This window comes from Paenibacillus sp. 01T47 (genome assembly GCF_056398245.1).
In genome coordinates, this window is record NZ_JBFTPA010000003.1 from 385647 (window position 1) to 401750 (window position 16104).

A 16104-nucleotide genomic window follows, 5' to 3' on the forward strand; every position below is an offset into this window, starting at 1 on the left:
ATTAGCATTCTTGATATGAGTCAAGAAGCGTATGTTAGAAAAGCAGGTTTATTTCGCAAAATTACTCAGGAGGCGTGAGAAATGACCAAGCTTTTGTCCAACTATGTAAATCGTGACTTAAGTTGGATCGAATTCAACCGAAGAGTTCTTCAAGAGGCGCAGGATCTCAGCAATCCGCTGCTTGAGAGAGCAAAGTTTTTGGCAATTGTCTCAAGCAATTTGGATGAATTTATGAGCGTGCGAGTCGCTGGCATCCAGATGCAGATGAGAGCCGGCTTATCCAAAACTGATTTTACGGGCTATACGCCCTCTGGACTTTGGAAGCGGCTGATTAAGCGAGCAACCCAAATGGTCCATGATCAATATCGTACATACAGAGAAGTGTTCCGAAGCCTCAGTCGTGAGGGCATTTTTATTCGTTCGCTGGATGAGCTTAATATAACGCAAACGAAAGCAGTCTCGGATTATTTTCATGAAATCGTATTTCCAGTACTTACACCGATGGCTGTCGATCAGAGCAGACCGTTCCCGCTTGTTCATACGAAAGAGCTGTATTTAGCAGTACTTCTAAGACAAGAGAGTGATCCGTCTGAAGAGGAGCCGTTATTTGCGATTGTTCAGGTACCTTCTATTTTACCGAGATTTGTACCTGTTCCTGGACGAATTAACAGCAAGAAAACGGAGTTTGTGCTTCTTGAGGATTTAATTGAAAAGTTCATCGATACGTTATTCAACGGCTATATTCCATTCTCAGTAAACCCGTTCCGCTTAACAAGGGATGCGGATATTACATTGAATGAAGAGGATGCCGAGGATCTGCTTGAGGAGATCGAAAAAGAGCTGCGTCGCCGCCGCTGGGGAATTCCTGTAAGGCTGGAGGTTTCCAAGGGGATGCACCCTTATGCGCTCGAAATGCTTACCGAAGAGCTGGAAATCGAAGATAATTTATTTGAAATAGATGGACCGCTTGATTTAAGCTTTTTGATGAAGTTTGCAGGAGCAGTACCGGGCAATGATAATTTGCGGTATGAGAAGCTTGAGCCAATTTATCCAAGAGAATTTGATCACACTGACGATATGTTTGAGGTCATCCGCCAGCGCGATGTTTTGATGTACCATCCATATGAATCATTTGACGCAGTTAATGACTTTGTCATGCAGGCTGCTTATGATCCCGACGTGCTAGCGATAAAAATGACGTTATACCGCGTGAGCGGCCAGTCTGCGCTCGTTCAAGCGCTTGCTAAGGCAGGCGAAGCTGGTAAGCAGGTAACGGTCGTTGTAGAGCTAAAGGCGAGGTTTGACGAGGAAAGGAACATCGCTTGGGCGCGTCAGCTGGAGAAGGCTGGTTGCCATGTCGTTTACGGCCTAGTTGGTCTGAAGACACATGCGAAAATCTTGTTAGTTGTAAGACGAGAGCATGGCACGCTGCGCCGCTACGTTCATGTAGGGACAGGGAATTATAATGACAGTACGGCAACATTATATACGGATATTGGACTTTTTACGTCACATCCAATAATCGGGGGCGATGCTTCGGCTTTGTTCAACGAGGTTACGGGTTATTCATCACCTTATGAGTGGAAAGCTTTTGGCGTTGCGCCTTCTGATTTGAAGGAAAAGCTTTATCGGTTAATCGATAGGGAAAGATTGAATGCAGCAGCCGGCAAGCCAGCTCGCATTATTGCCAAAATGAATTCTTTATCGAATCAAGAGATGATTGATAAGCTTTATGAAGCCTCTCAAGCGGGAGTGAAAATCGTATTAATCGTTCGCGGCGTTTGCTGCTTGCGGCCGGGTGTTCCTGGGCGCAGTGAAAATATTCAGGTAATAAGTATCGTCGACCGTTTTCTGGAGCATGCACGGATTATGTACTTCCATAATGGCGGGGAAGAAGAGGTATATTTGTCGAGCGCGGATTGGATGACTCGTAATCTTACAAGAAGGATCGAGCTTATGTGTCCCGTATTTGATCCAATTTTGAGACAAATATTGATCAAGATGCTTCAGCTTAATATCGATGATAATGTAAAAGCCCGTGAATTGCAGCCGAACGGTACTTATGAGCATCTTACTAGTGCTGATAAAGAGCCGTTCCGCAGTCAATTCGAGGCAAAGGTTATAGCGTCTTGGAAGGGACGTGCGTAGACGAAAAGTCGAGGCTCGGCGTGAATCCCCAAATTTTCTTGAATTCGCTGGCGAGCTCTTCCACTTCTCGGCGCTCAACTGCAAGCGTTCCTCGCGGCTGAACCGGGCGAAGCAGCAGCTGATAACCAGATAATTGGACATTTAGTTGAGCAATGGCTTGTGTTTCTCCCCGATCAAGCGCTGTTGACAGCTGCAGCAGTGAACCAAGCTTATAAATGACTTCAAGGTCGGATTCGTTAAGCAGTTCCTTATACTCGGAAATGTGCTGGCGAGCCCGGCCTTTGCTTTTGTAAGATGCGATAGCTGCTGTCATAATCATTTCGCGATGCGTTAGCCCATTCAACTGGGAATTAACAATAAGGTAGAAGGAATGCCTTGCATATTCGTAATAATCAATGGATGCACCGATTCGGAACAACTGTGACGCTGTGCCCAGCAGCACTCGCGATTGAGGTGTCAATGGATGAACATAGTTCAGGACATCATAAATCTCTAGAGAGATTCGGTTGACCTGCAGCACATGCTGCTTTGGAGCTTCTGGGTGCAGGGCACTTAAATTTGTTAGGCTATATTTGAGCACATCATCTAGTTTTGGACGATTTGGGAATCTGGTTGCATGGAACAAGCCATCGCGCAGTCCAGCACCGCAAATTCGGTAATAAGTTGCTTTGGTTGCACGGAATAATACGCGTAAAATAGCGACACCGGGTACAACTACATCAGCACGATCCTTGGACAAGCCCGGAAGTTTACGTCTTTTATCAAGCGGAAGCTTGCGCATTTGATGGAAGAGTTCATCAACGTGCTCGCTCGTAATCGGATAATTATGTGTTTGCGGAAAAGGGTATTTGTATGCGGCTTGATGCATTTTTCCTAATGCACGCACCGTTCCTCCGACACCGACGAGAGGCAGTCCTGCTGTTTCTCCAATCCAGGTCTCGTTTCGAGCCGCTTCTGCAACGATGGCTTCAAGCGCCTTCAGGTCTTCATCTTGGAGCGTACCTTTTGTGCCGAAACGTTTGTTGAAGCTTACGCAACCAAACGGAAAGGATACAGAATGAACGAGAACGCGGTTGCGAAATAATGAAAGCTCGGTGCTTCCACCGCCGATATCAATGAGAAGGCCGTCACGAATATTTAGTGAGTTAATCATGCCGAGAAAGCCGTACGAGGCTTCATCCTCACCGGTGAGCAATTCGATGGATAAGCCTGTGGCCGAATGAATACGAGCAAGGATTTCTGAACGATTATTTGCATTTCGAATAGCAGCCGTTGCGACTGCTCGAATATGGCTTGTATGATTATGTGTGCAAATCATGGTAAAATGATTCAGTGTGTCGATCAGATCATCGATCGCTGCACCTGGCAGACATCCGTTTTCATCAATACGTTCGCTTAGTCTGGCAGGCCGTTTACTGCTATCCGCCACACGATGAGCACCATTTGCTGTCTTCTCGTAAACGACGAGACGGACGGAGTTGGAGCCTATGTCAATAATTCCGATGCGTTGTCCTGTCATGTTGCGCCTCCAATACGGCAAAATTTGCTCTGTAAGTTCTCTTTTTGACATTTTACCACTTTATCCGTTTCTGTAAAAATAGTTTATGCTGCGGCTAAAATTGGAGCGAATAGGGAAAAATGCAGTTTGAGCATACGAAGTGAAGCGGAGAAATAATAAGCGAAAAAAATATTGATGACGCTGATAAAGCATTTTTATGTCTGTATTTGTTCACATAATTGCCGAAATCATTTATGATTAAAGGCGATGGTACAAAAACGACCCCTTTTTATTGTTTACGATAACCATGTTAAAGGAGAGAGAACGATGACAGCAACTAAAGGTCTGGAAGGAATTGTCGCAGCGACGTCCTCCATCAGCTCCATTATTGATGGCGTATTGACATACCGCGGTATTGATATTGATGATCTTGCGGAAAACGCTACTTTTGAAGAGGTTGCCTACCTGCTATGGTACGGCAAACTACCGAATCGTTCTGAGCTTGATGGACTGCAAAAGCAATTGGATCAATTTGCAGCGCTTCCAGAAGGCGTAATTGATCAAATCAAGCTTTATCCAAAAAATACAAATTCTATGGCTGCGCTTCGTACGGCAGTATCCAGCTTAGCATTGTACGATGAATCTGCAAACGATATGTCTCCTGAAGCGAATCAATTGAAAGCAATTAAATTGCAGGCGCAGCTGCCAACAATTATTGCTGCTTTTTCACGTATCCGCCTAGGACAAGAGCCTGTAGCTCCAAAGAAAGGCGTATCCATCGCCTATAATTTCTTGTATATGCTTACTGGCAGCGAGCCGGCTGAAGTTGCTGTTAAAGCACTTGATCAAGCGCTCGTTCTTCATGCTGATCACGAATTAAATGCGTCGACATTTGCTGCTCGTGTAACCGTAGCAACGTTGTCGGACATTTATTCGGGCGTAACGTCCGCGATTGGCGCTTTGAAAGGCCCTCTTCATGGCGGTGCAAACGAAGCTGTAATGGTTATGCTTGAAGAAATCGGTTCTACCGCTAACGTTGAAAGCTTTATTAACAACGCGCTTGCAAACAAAGTGAAAATTATGGGCTTTGGTCACCGCGTATACAAAAACGGCGATCCTCGCGCGAAGCATCTGCAAAAAATGTCCCGCGAGCTTGGCAAGCTGACAGGCAACATGGAGCTTTACGAAATGTCTGTTAAAATTGAAGAGCTGGTAACTGGACAAAAAGGCTTGAAGCCAAACGTGGACTTCTACTCAGCGTCTGTCTATACAACGCTTGAAATTCCACGCGACTTGTTCACGCCTATTTTTGCAATCAGCCGGGTATCTGGCTGGAGTGCGCATATTCTTGAGCAATATCAAGATAACCGTTTGATCCGTCCGCGTGCCGACTATGTTGGTCCGGTTAATGCGAAGTACATTCCGATTGAAAAGCGTTAATTCGTGATTTAAGTTACAATAGAGAGAGCGGATAAGCTCTACGCTCTCTGTTCTTTAAAAAAAGACATCATATTTCATTTATACTTGCTATAAAGCAGGTACAATTCTAAGGAGGATTTTATTCATGGCTAAGTTCGAAAAATTCGCGCTTCCAACTGAAGGCGAACAAATTACAATTGACAACGGTGTTCTTCAAGTACCTAACAACCCAATTATTCCTTTTATCGAAGGCGACGGCACTGGCCGCGACATTTGGAAAGCTTCGAAACGCGCGCTTGATGCAGCGGTAGAAAAAGCTTATAACGGCGAGAAAAAAATCGCTTGGTACGAAGTATTTGCCGGCGAAAAAGCTTTCAACGCATACGGCGAGTGGTTGCCAGCTGATACTTTGACAGCAATCCGTGAATATATCGTTGCAATTAAAGGACCATTGACTACGCCTATCGGCGGCGGCATTCGTTCATTGAACGTTGCACTTCGTCAAGAACTTGATCTTTACACTTGCTTGCGTCCTGTTCGTTACTTCACTGGTGTACCTTCCCCAGTAAAACGTCCTGAGCTTGTTGACATGGTTATTTTCCGTGAAAATACAGAAGATATCTATGCGGGCATCGAGTACCAAGAAGGTTCTGCAGAAGTGAAGAAAGTAATCGAGTTCTTGCAAAACGAAATGGGAGCTAACAAAATCCGCTTCCCAGAAACTTCCGGTATCGGCATTAAGCCAGTATCGAAAGAAGGTTCGAAACGTCTTGTTCGCGCAGCGATCGAGTACGCGATCAAACACAGCAAAAAATCAGTTACACTTGTACACAAAGGCAACATCATGAAATACACAGAAGGCGCGTTTAAAAACTGGGGCTACGAAGTGGCTGAAGAAGAATTCGCTAACGAGACTTTCACATGGGGTCAATACGACCGCATTAAAGAAGCAGAAGGCACTGACGCAGCTAACAAAGCACAAAAAGATGCAGAAGCAGCTGGCAAGCTAATCGTTAAAGACGCAATTGCGGATATCGCGTTGCAACAAGTACTTACTCGTCCGACTGACTTTGATGTTATCGCTACATTGAACTTGAACGGCGACTACTTGTCCGATGCTCTTGCAGCACAAGTTGGCGGTATCGGTATTGCTCCGGGCGCGAACATCAACTACTTGACTGGACACGCAATCTTCGAAGCTACTCACGGTACAGCTCCGAAATATGCTGACCTTGACGTAGTTAACCCAGGTTCCGTAATCCTTTCCGGCGTAATGCTTCTTGAGCACCTAGGCTGGCAAGAAGCGGCTGACCTTATCTATAAAGGTATGGAAGCTTCGATCAACAACAAAACAGTAACTTATGACTTCGCTCGCTTGATGGAAGGCGCAACAGAAGTAAAATGTTCCGCATTCGCAGACGAAATCATCAAAAACATGTAGTTTTATAAAAAGTAGGGGGGCAGATGCCCCCCTCATCTTTTATTCTATTGCTTTTCGCACGGAGGAATGGCGTCCCGCAGGGGACACATTCTCTTCGCGAATAAGCGTAAAGCGTGTCCCAAAGGGACGAAAGCGATCCATGCTCAACAGTCGCTCAAGAGCGCCGATATCCCTCCTGCGTTAGTCCAATTGGCAGGTGTCCAGAGGGCGCAGCGCCCCTTAGGTCCTCCCTTGGAAGGGAGGATTTAGGTGGGTTCGACATCTCTTGGGAGGTTGGAAGTGAAAACAGGGGGTCAAAGGGTTCTCCCCTTTAACTAAAGTTACAGGAGGTTTACACCAGATGGCGATTAAGCGTAAAAAAATTACTGTAGTAGGAGCTGGCTTCACTGGCGCTACTACTGCACTTATGCTAGCTCAAAAAGAACTAGGCGATGTTGTTCTTGTTGATATCGCACCGCTTGAAAACCCAACTAAAGGTAAAGCACTTGATATGCTTGAAGCGACACCGGTACTTGGAGTAGATGCAAACATTATCGGTACTGCCAACTACGAAGATACAAAAGATTCTGATGTTGTGATCATCACTGCAGGTATCGCTCGTAAACCAGGTATGAGCCGTGACGACCTTGTTAGCACGAACGCTGGAATCGTAAGATCCGTTTGCGAAAACATTAAAGAAACTAGCCCTAACGCTTATGTTATTATTTTAAGCAACCCGGTGGATGCGATGACTTATGCAGCATTCCAAACGCTTGGATTTCCTAAAAACCGTGTAATCGGTCAATCAGGCGTCCTTGATACAGCTCGTTATTGCACATTTATTGCGCAAGAACTTAATGTATCCGTTGAAGATGTTCGCGGCTTTGTGCTTGGCGGGCATGGCGACGATATGGTCCCACTCGTTCGCTACTCAAATGTTGGTGGCATCCCCATTGAGAAGCTTATATCAGCAGAACGAATTGAAGCAATCGTACAACGCGCTCGCGTTGGCGGCGGCGAAATCGTAAACCTGCTCGGCAACGGCAGCGCGTATTATGCGCCTGCAGCTTCGCTGGTTCAAATGACAGAAGCCATCCTTAAAGACAAAAAACGTATTATTCCAGTTATCGCTTTGCTTGAAGGCGAATACGGTTATAATAACTTGTTCATGGGTGTGCCAACAATCATTGGCGGTGACGGCATTGAAAAGGTGCTTGAGCTTGATTTGACTGCTGAAGAGAAGGCTGCACTTGATAAATCTGCTCAATCCGTACGCAACGTTATCCAAGTAGTAACAGGCTAGCAAGCAAGCTCAATTGCTGCTTTTATAAATGAATGCGTTTGGGAGGACCCTGACAGAATGCTGCCAGGGTCCTCTTGTTTATTTTCAAGGTACAAAAGAAAAGGTTTACTATGGGAGGGGAACAGGTTGATCGAACAAGCAAGACAAGCCTTGAAACAGGTATATGGCTATGATTCTTTCCGTAAAGGACAGGAAGACATAATATCGGGGATTATGAATGGACGCGATACACTAGCTATTTTGCCGACCGGCGGCGGAAAATCGATTTGTTATCAAATTCCATCCATGCTTTTGCCGGGAACGTCTCTTGTTATTTCGCCGCTCATCTCGCTCATGAAGGATCAGGTTGATGCGCTGAGGCGAGTCGGGGTATCTGCAGCGTTTCTTAACAGCTCGCTAGGAGCAGCTGAATATCGAGATGTGATGCGAAACGCGATGATGGGAGAATATAAGCTGCTGTATGTTGCGCCTGAACGACTTGATGCGCCGATGTTCCAATCGTTATCTGAGACGCTCACTATACCGCTCATTGCGATAGACGAGGCTCACTGCGTATCGCAGTGGGGGCATGACTTCCGTCCCAGCTATCGTCAGCTGGCAGGCTGGATTGCTCGAATGAAAGATCGGCCGCTCGTTGCGGCGTTTACAGCTACAGCTACAAACGAGGTAGCGCTTGATATTTCAGAAATGCTCAAGCTGCGTGAACCTAGCATTTTTGTAACGGGATTTGCGAGACCGAATTTGTCTCTATCCGTCGTTACAGGCGTGGATAAGAAAAAGTTTCTTGAGAGCTTCATATCAGGGCGTAAGGATCAATCAGGCATTATCTATGCAGCAACTAGAAAAGAAGTAGAGAATGTATATGAGCAATTAACACGCAGAGGCATTCAAGCAGGCAAATACCACGGTGGGTTGTCGGATGCTGAGCGCGCTGACACGCAGGAGAAGTTTCGATTCGATGAGATTCGTGTAATGGTTGCAACGAACGCTTTTGGAATGGGCATAGATAAACCAAACGTTCGTTATGTGCTGCATTGGCAAATGACTAGCGATATTGAATCCTATTACCAAGAAGCTGGCCGTGCCGGCCGTGATGGAGAGGAGAGCGAATGCATTCTCTTGTTTGAACCGGCTGATATGCAGGTGCAACGCTTTCTGATCGAACAGGGCACTGGGGATTCAGATCGTAAATCGATTCAGCTATCTAAGCTCCATACCATGATGAACTATAGTCGGACACAGCGTTGTTTGCAGCAATTTATCGTTGATTATTTCGGAGAGACGGATGTTGTGGCATGCGGGAAATGCAGCAGCTGTCTCGATAAGAGCGAGCCGGTTAACCGGACGGAGGAAGCGAAGATGGCGCTCTCCTGCGTTGGTCGAATGAGAGGGCGTTTCGGTGTAACGATGGCAGCTAAGGTACTAAAGGGATCGCGTGATAAACGGCTCCTTGAATTTGGGCTCGATCGTTTGACTACTTACGGTTTAATGCGGCATTTGCCCGAGAAAGAGATAGCGGATTGGCTTTATTGGCTCGTGGCTGAAGGATACTTAAAGCTTAGTGAAGGGCAATATCCAGTCGTCTCGCTAACTGCGAGCGCACTGCCGGTACTGGAAGGCCGCGAACCAATTATGCAAAGAGTTAGAGCAACGGTTCGGCAAGCAGCCTCTTCCGATTCAGCAGCTGCTTCACCTCTATTCGATGCGCTCAAGCAATGGCGCAAAGAAAAGGCAGCTACAGAGGGTGTGCCTCCATTTATGTTGTTCTTTGATGCAACGCTGCGAGAAATCGCGATGGCTCGTCCGCAAAACGAGAATCAATTGCTTAGCGTGAAGGGAATTGGTGCTGCGAAGGCGCAGAAATATGGAGAAGATCTGCTTTCGATTATTCAATCGTTCGGAGGCGAAGGTCAAGCCGAAGGAATGATTACAATTGCGGCTAGAGAGCCGTCAGTCGTCAAGAAGGCAGCATCGAATGATGAACAGCCAAGCCACTATGCTACGCTCGAGCTATTTCAAAGTGGGCTGGAACCGGATGAAATAGCGAAGGAACGCGGATTAACGAAAGTAACCGTTGAAGGACATATCATACGGTGTGCAGATGAAGGTGAAGAAATCGATTGGAGCAGAATCATTCCAGCAGAATATGAGCAATTGATCGTCCATGCGATTGGCGAGCAAGGAATCGATAAGCTGCGTCCCATAAAGGATGCTTTGCCTGAGGAAGTTACTTATTTTGCAATTCATGGGGTTATGAGTAAATACGGCTTTAAAGCTTAAAGCCAAGCGAAAATTGATTAAAATGAGCTTTCTAATTAAAGTGTGAAAATTTAGGGAACGAATTCGGAGCTAATTCAACAAAAAAAGGTATAAAACCTCGGTTCAGGAGCATAGTCATTTGAAAAAAATCTCGTTTCTGATAAACTATTTATAGAATTAATTTTGGCAATTGCGAATCAATGAATGGATGATTACGCTTCACCAAAACAGGAGGAGTTAAAATGTTTAAAGTAATGTTATTTTTGCACGTGATTGGTGCAGTAGGTATGGGCTTCTATATCGTTCTTCCAATCATGCTGGGTAGAGCTACTAAGCTTGCCGGAGTTGGACAAGGCGGATTAGCTGACGGCCTGCGTTCGGCAAACCGAATTGCGCAATATTTTCTAGTTTTGCAGCTGCTAACAGGTGGATATTTGATGTCGCAAGCGGATTACAAGGTGGCATGGATGGTCATTATTATTTTGCTGTTCCTGGCAATTGCGGCACTAGGCGGAATTATTTCCAAGCCGCTTAAGCTTGTAGTAGCTTCCATTCAAGAAGGCAAAAGCGCAACTGCACACATTAACAAAGCACGCGTGATGAGCATCATCGTATTGGTGCTATATATCGCTATTATCTACTTCATGAAGTTTCCGATGATCTAAAGCTAATATGGATAACGCCGATTATATAACGCTATAGGGGGATTTTTACGTGTTAGAATCATCGCCGCAAATTGTTACGTTTGGCGAATCAATGGCTTTGTTTATGCCAGAGGAGCATAAGTCAATCGAACGCGCCGCTACGCTGGAACAAAGCTTTGGCGGAGCGGAAAGCAATGTCGCAATAGGACTTGCACGTCTAGGCTCCTCTGTTGGATGGTTTGGCGCTCTCGGCGACGATCCGTTTGGCAAAATTATTTTGAAGACGCTGCGGGGCGAGGGTGTAGACGTATCTCGTGCGCAGCTTAGCTCGGAAGCTCCTACGGGCATGATGTTTCGTGAGCATGTAGCAGGTAGAACAGCCGTTCATTATTTCAGAAAGCATTCGGCAGCTAGTCGGATGCTGCCTGAGCATCTTGACGAGAATTATATTCGTGGTGCTAAACTGCTTCATGTAACCGGTATCACAGCTGCACTTAGCGAGGATTGCCGCAAGACGGTTCGTCGCGCTATCGATATTGCGAAGGAAGCTGGGGTGCTTGTCAGCTTTGACCCGAACCTGCGGCTTAAGCTGTGGTCAATCGAAGAAGCTCGTGCAGCACTGCTGCCGCTTGCAGCAGATGCGGATTACTTTTTGCCAGGATGGGACGAGCTTAAGCTATTGTACGAAACAGACGATTATGAGCATATTAAAGGCCAGCTAAATCAATTAAAAGCAGTGTCGATCATTAAAGGCAGAGGCGACACGACGATTGTTCTAAACAAAGGGCAGGAAGAAAGCTTGCCTTTTTATCCGGCTGAGCAGGTTGTTGATACTGTAGGCGCGGGTGACGGCTTTTGCGCTGGTTTCTTGGCAGGAATTATGAAGGGCTTATCCCCTGTAGAAGCAGTACGCCTTGCAAGTATTAATGGATCATTAGTCGTTCAAATGCGTGGCGACTGGGAAGCTTTGCCGGAATGGAGTGTCGTCCAACAGCGGATGTCCGCCAAGGCTTGGGTGGAGCGCTGACAATGGCTGAATTGATCGGTAACAAGGGTCAGCGTCGACGTGAAGCTATTCTGCAGCTTTTGAAGCAGCAGGGCAGGGTGACGATTTTGGAAATGGTTGAGCGCTTCGGCTGCTCTGAGGCGACGGCTCGAAGAGATCTTGAGCAAATGGAAGCTGATTATCCGGTTATTCGGACAATTGGCGGTGCGATGTACGATGGAATGAATTCAGTTAGGGATTTGCCTTTTGCGGAGAAGGAAGGTTTGTCGATTCTAGAGAAAGAGCATATCGCGGAATTAGCTGCTTCTTTAATTTTGGAAGGCGATGTGATTGGTCTCTCTGGCGGTACAACAAATTTCCTTATTGCTAAGATGATCAAATCGAGGCGAGGCATCACGGTAGTAACCAATGCGGTTAATATCGCGATGGAGCTGGCAGGCAGCGATATTCAGGTTGTCGTTACCGGCGGCATTATGCGCCATAACAGCTTTGAGCTTTGCGGCCCTCTAGGTGAGGGAATGGTCGCTCATTTGCATATCGGAAAGATGTTTATCGGTGTTGATGGTATATCTGCTGCTGGAGGCATCACGACCTACTCCGAGCAAGAAGCGCAAATTGCTAAAGCACTCATTAAGCGTTCACAAGCGGCTTATGCCGTATTCGATCATACGAAGACAGATCGCACCTCGTTATTTTCCATTGCATCCTTATCCGAGCTGAAAGGCGTCATTACGGATGTTCCGCTCACTGAAGAGCTTGCAGCTGAAATGAAGCAGCACGGTATTTCCGTATACGTGACGGATTAACAAATAATAAAAAGAGGTTCCGTGTTCAAAGGTTTTCTAACCTTTGAGCACGGAACCTCTTGCATTTTTTACGCTTGTTTAGCTTCGTATATGGAACGGCCTTGCGCCCAAGTCTGTTGAACCTGCATTTGCGAGTCAATCCATACAAGATCAGCTTGTTTGCCGCTCGTAATTGTACCGGTACGGTCACTGATGCCAAGCTGTTTTGCTGCATTGCCGCTAGCCAACCGACTAATTTCAGAAAGCGATAGGTTGGTATGCTCATGGATAAAGCGTACGGCACCAATCATCGTTAAACAGCTGCCTGCTAGGGCGTTGCCATCTTTTAATCTTGCTTCGCCGTTTTTTACGATGACGGCTAAGCCTCCGAGACTATATTCGCCTTCCGGCATGCCTGCTGCTGCCATCGCATCTGTGATCAGTATAACCTTATCTGAAGGTTTAGCAGCGAGCACCAAACGAATTGCAGCTGGATGCACGTGAATACCATCGGCTATGAGCTCGGCCACAATACGGTCATCGGTCAATACAGCTCCTAGCGTTCCGGGTTCACGGTGATGCAGACCACGCATTGCATTATAGGTATGAACAGCCTGCGTAAGGCCAGCATCAGCAGCAGCGATCACTTCATCATAGACAGCATCCGTATGCCCGCAGGCTGTGACGATCCCTTGCTCAGCAAGCCAAGCGATGGTCTCAATCGCACCGCTTTTCTCAGGAGCCAGTGTAAGCTGACGGAGAAGATCGGGCCACTTGGCATGCCATTGCTGCATCCATTCCAACTGAGGTGTTTTAATATAAGCTGGGTTTTGAGCGCCTGGCCATGCCTCGCTTATGAACGGGCCCTCCAAATGTACGCCATACAAGGCTGCGTAAGGCATTTCACTGCTGCGGTAATCTGCAACGGCATGCAATACGTCTTCAATTGCTTCCTTAGGAGCAGTCATCGTTGTAGCAAGCATGCCTGTCGTACCTTGTGAGGCATGGAATTTAGTAATGGTGTCAAAGCTTTCACGGCTAGCATCCATAAAATCCGCACCAAATCCACCGTGAACATGCACATCAATAAAACCAGGAAGCAGCCAGCCTCCTTTTCCGTCTATAGACAACTGTACATCTGAAGCCTCGTTTGCTGCCTCTTTGTCATCTTGGGCAACAATTTTTGCAATTTTCCCATCTTGTACAAAAACACTGCCGTTAACTATCCCATCTTCAAGCACGATATTTACGTTGTGGATGAACCAGTTTGCAGAGTTTAGGGTCATTTAACTTAACATCCTTCCCGCCTCGCGGTCTAGTAGAACAATGACGCGCGCATGAGTTTGCAGCAATGAAGCCGGTACGTTAGTCGTAATTGGACCAGTCAATGCTTCTTTTACAATTTCTGCTTTGTCAGCACCACGAACAGCCAGCACGATCGTATTAGCTTTTAAAATAGAGCCAACACCCATCGTAATTGCATACTCAGGTACTTCATCCATAGAATCGAAGAAACGAGCATTTGCTTCACGCGTTTCCTCTTTTAATTTAACAACGTGAGTGCCGCCAGAAAGATTAACATCAGGCTCATTGAATCCAATATGACCGTTGTGGCCTAGACCAAGCAATTGAATATCTACTGGTCTTGCTTCTAGCATTGCATCGTAAGCATTCGATTCCAGCTCAACATCCGAAGCCATGCCATTTGGCAAATGGATTTGGTTCTCGGGAATATCGATGTGCGAGAACAGATGCTGCTTCATGTAGTAGGCGTAGCTTTGGTCGTTATCAGGCTTGATTCCGACATATTCATCCAAATTGAACGTTGTCACATCTTTAAAGCTAACGTTGTTTTGTTTATGCAGTTCTACTATTTTGTCATAAATTCCGATGGGTGTCGATCCTGTTGCAAGGCCTAGTACTGCATCTGGTTTCTCTTTAACGATACCTACAAATAATTCCGCAGCATAAGCATCTAATTCCTGTTGTGTATCAAATATAATCATTTCCATGTTTAGTCCCCCTATAAGGCTTTTGTTAGTTATATTTTATATGAATTTCGACGGTTTAACAAGATAAAATGATTGTAAAATTCAAATAAATGATTGTAAAAATCATTTATCTACTGAGCTAGCCGTCGCTTCTAACTCATCGGTCAGGCTCATATTTTTAGGATTGGGGTTAGTCTCTTTATAATGCCACATTTATTAGAAGAACTATTCTAGACGCCAGAGCGCATGCATCAGAATGGACGGATCAGCTTATGTGTCAATGTCGTGGAGTTGAGAGCGTGAATCAAAAAAATGTGCTAAACTAGTACATAGTTACTACGCTGAAAAGGTTATGAAGTGTAAAGTGCAAGCAGGCCTAATGGATACATATATGTTCAGCTTATTGATGAGGAAATTCACAAGTTGTATACGCAGGAATAGAAGATAGAGAAGCGAAACGTGAGCGGCGCTGCTATAAAAGGCGTTGGCCGTTTAAGCTTGGGAGGAACAAGCATGTCAGTAGATCAGCAAGCAGCAACTGCAAAGCGTAAAGGAGAACATATACGTATTTGCTTGCAGGAGCAAGTAAACAGCGTTGGCATTGAAACGGGCTTGGGGCGGTACCGCTTTAAGCATAATGCACTGCCTGAGCTTTCCTTCGCTGAAGTAAGCCTAAATACAGATTGGTTCGGCAAAAAGCTTGGAGCCCCACTGCTCGTTAGCTCCATGACTGGAGGAACGGATGAGGCAGGGGCTATTAATCGTCGATTGGCGGTTGTGGCAGAAACGAGGGGCTGGGCGATTGGGCTAGGCTCCATGCGCGCCGCAATAGAAAACGAACAGCTCGCAGCTTCGTTCTCCATACGGAAAGATGCACCTACCGTACCGGTTATTGCTAACATTGGTGCGGTTCAGTTGAATTATGGTTTTGGTGTAGAATCATGCCGCAGAGCTGTAGACATTGCTGAAGCGGATGCGTTAGTCCTGCATCTCAACAGCATGCAAGAGGTGTTTCAACCCGAAGGAGATACCGATTTCCGCAATTTATTGGTTTCGATTGAGCAGGTTTGCAGGTCGCTTAATGTGCCCGTTGGGGTAAAAGAAGTAGGCTGGGGCATTGATGCGGAAACGGCAGCAGCGCTTGTGGGTGCAGGCGTTTCCTTTATTGATGCTGCTGGTGCGGGTGGAACTTCATGGAGCCAAGTCGAGAAGTTTCGCTCCACCGATGATTTAAGAAGGCAAGCTGCTGAAGCATTCGCGGATTGGGGCATACCGACTGCTGAGAGTGTGACGGAAATTCGCGCTGCGCTTCCCGAGGCTAATATTATTGCAAGCGGAGGTTTGCGTACGGGTGTTGATGCTGCGAAAGCAATTGCGCTAGGCGCAAATCTTGCTGGCTTTGGACGCGTATTGCTGCCGCAAGCGGCTAGCAGCAGCAAGGAAATTTCGCAGGAGCAATTGCTGCAGCAATTCGAACGCATTGAGTTTGAAATGCGTACGGCGATGTTTGGCATTGGCGTTGGTACGGTTAATGAGCTGCGTCAAACAAACCGATTGATCCTAAAATAATAGTTAAATATCATTCGAGGTGAGCCAGAAGCAACAAGCTTCTGGCTCACCTCTTTTGTTTG

At 46.3% G+C, this 16104-nt stretch carries 12 protein-coding genes; 9 read left to right on the forward strand and 3 right to left on the reverse strand.

Translation table 11 applies throughout. The features are described from left to right. Positions 1 to 81 precede the first annotated feature (81 nt). A complete protein-coding gene (ppk1, locus tag AC1DOV_RS09125) occupies positions 82 to 2148 on the forward strand; it encodes a polyphosphate kinase 1 (protein WP_477511008.1) in 2067 nt (688 codons plus the stop codon). Here ppk1 and AC1DOV_RS09130 read toward each other — a convergent pair. Continuing rightward, the gene (locus AC1DOV_RS09130; protein ID WP_477549752.1) at positions 2120 to 3667 is read right to left on the reverse strand and encodes a Ppx/GppA phosphatase family protein; all 1548 of its coding nucleotides are present in this window, start codon (positions 3665 to 3667) and stop codon (positions 2120 to 2122) included. The two genes, ppk1 and AC1DOV_RS09130, sit on opposite strands and share 29 nt — an antisense overlap. 306 nt (positions 3668 to 3973) lie before the next feature. Here AC1DOV_RS09130 and citZ point away from each other — a divergent pair, with 306 nt between their 5' ends. The 7 genes from citZ to AC1DOV_RS09165 all read left to right on the forward strand — a co-directional run bounded on the left by citZ (position 3974) and on the right by AC1DOV_RS09165 (position 12503). Then, entirely contained in the window at positions 3974 to 5086 is a 1113-nt protein-coding gene (gene citZ, locus AC1DOV_RS09135) for a citrate synthase (RefSeq protein ID WP_441875643.1), read from the forward strand. Positions 5087 to 5210: 124 nt separating this feature from the next. After that, positions 5211 to 6506: an NADP-dependent isocitrate dehydrogenase gene (gene icd / locus AC1DOV_RS09140; RefSeq protein WP_054028579.1), complete on the forward strand. Its 1296-nt coding sequence runs from the start codon at positions 5211 to 5213 to the stop codon at positions 6504 to 6506. A gap of 340 nt (positions 6507 to 6846) precedes the next feature. After that, positions 6847 to 7788, forward strand: coding sequence for a malate dehydrogenase (mdh, locus tag AC1DOV_RS09145; protein ID WP_076267790.1), 942 nt, complete (start codon positions 6847 to 6849; stop codon positions 7786 to 7788). Positions 7789 to 7914: 126 nt separating this feature from the next. Then, positions 7915 to 10068, forward strand: coding sequence for a DNA helicase RecQ (recQ, locus tag AC1DOV_RS09150; protein WP_477549753.1), 2154 nt, complete (start codon positions 7915 to 7917; stop codon positions 10066 to 10068). A gap of 221 nt (positions 10069 to 10289) precedes the next feature. Beyond that, on the forward strand, positions 10290 to 10712 hold the full coding sequence (locus AC1DOV_RS09155; protein WP_076267788.1) for a hypothetical protein: 423 nt from the start codon (positions 10290 to 10292) through the stop codon (positions 10710 to 10712). Between the two features lie 49 nt (positions 10713 to 10761). Further along, positions 10762 to 11718 carry a sugar kinase gene (locus AC1DOV_RS09160; RefSeq protein WP_076267787.1) on the forward strand — a complete coding sequence of 319 codons (957 nt, stop codon included), beginning with the start codon at positions 10762 to 10764 and terminating at the stop codon, positions 11716 to 11718. 2 nt (positions 11719 to 11720) lie between these two features. Then, entirely contained in the window at positions 11721 to 12503 is a 783-nt protein-coding gene (locus tag AC1DOV_RS09165) for a DeoR/GlpR family DNA-binding transcription regulator (RefSeq protein WP_076267786.1), read from the forward strand. 68 nt (positions 12504 to 12571) lie between these two features. On the opposite strand, the gene nagA is transcribed toward AC1DOV_RS09165, so the two are convergent. Beyond that, positions 12572 to 13768: an N-acetylglucosamine-6-phosphate deacetylase gene (gene nagA, locus AC1DOV_RS09170; protein WP_477549754.1), complete on the reverse strand. Its 1197-nt coding sequence runs from the start codon at positions 13766 to 13768 to the stop codon at positions 12572 to 12574. Then, a complete protein-coding gene (gene nagB, locus AC1DOV_RS09175; RefSeq protein ID WP_076267784.1) occupies positions 13769 to 14494 on the reverse strand; it encodes a glucosamine-6-phosphate deaminase in 726 nt (241 codons plus the stop codon). Positions 14495 to 14986: 492 nt separating this feature from the next. On the opposite strand from nagB, the gene fni reads away from it, so the two are divergent. Continuing rightward, the gene (gene fni, locus AC1DOV_RS09180) at positions 14987 to 16042 is read left to right on the forward strand and encodes a type 2 isopentenyl-diphosphate Delta-isomerase (protein WP_477511004.1); all 1056 of its coding nucleotides are present in this window, start codon (positions 14987 to 14989) and stop codon (positions 16040 to 16042) included. Positions 16043 to 16104: the final 62 nt, after the last annotated feature.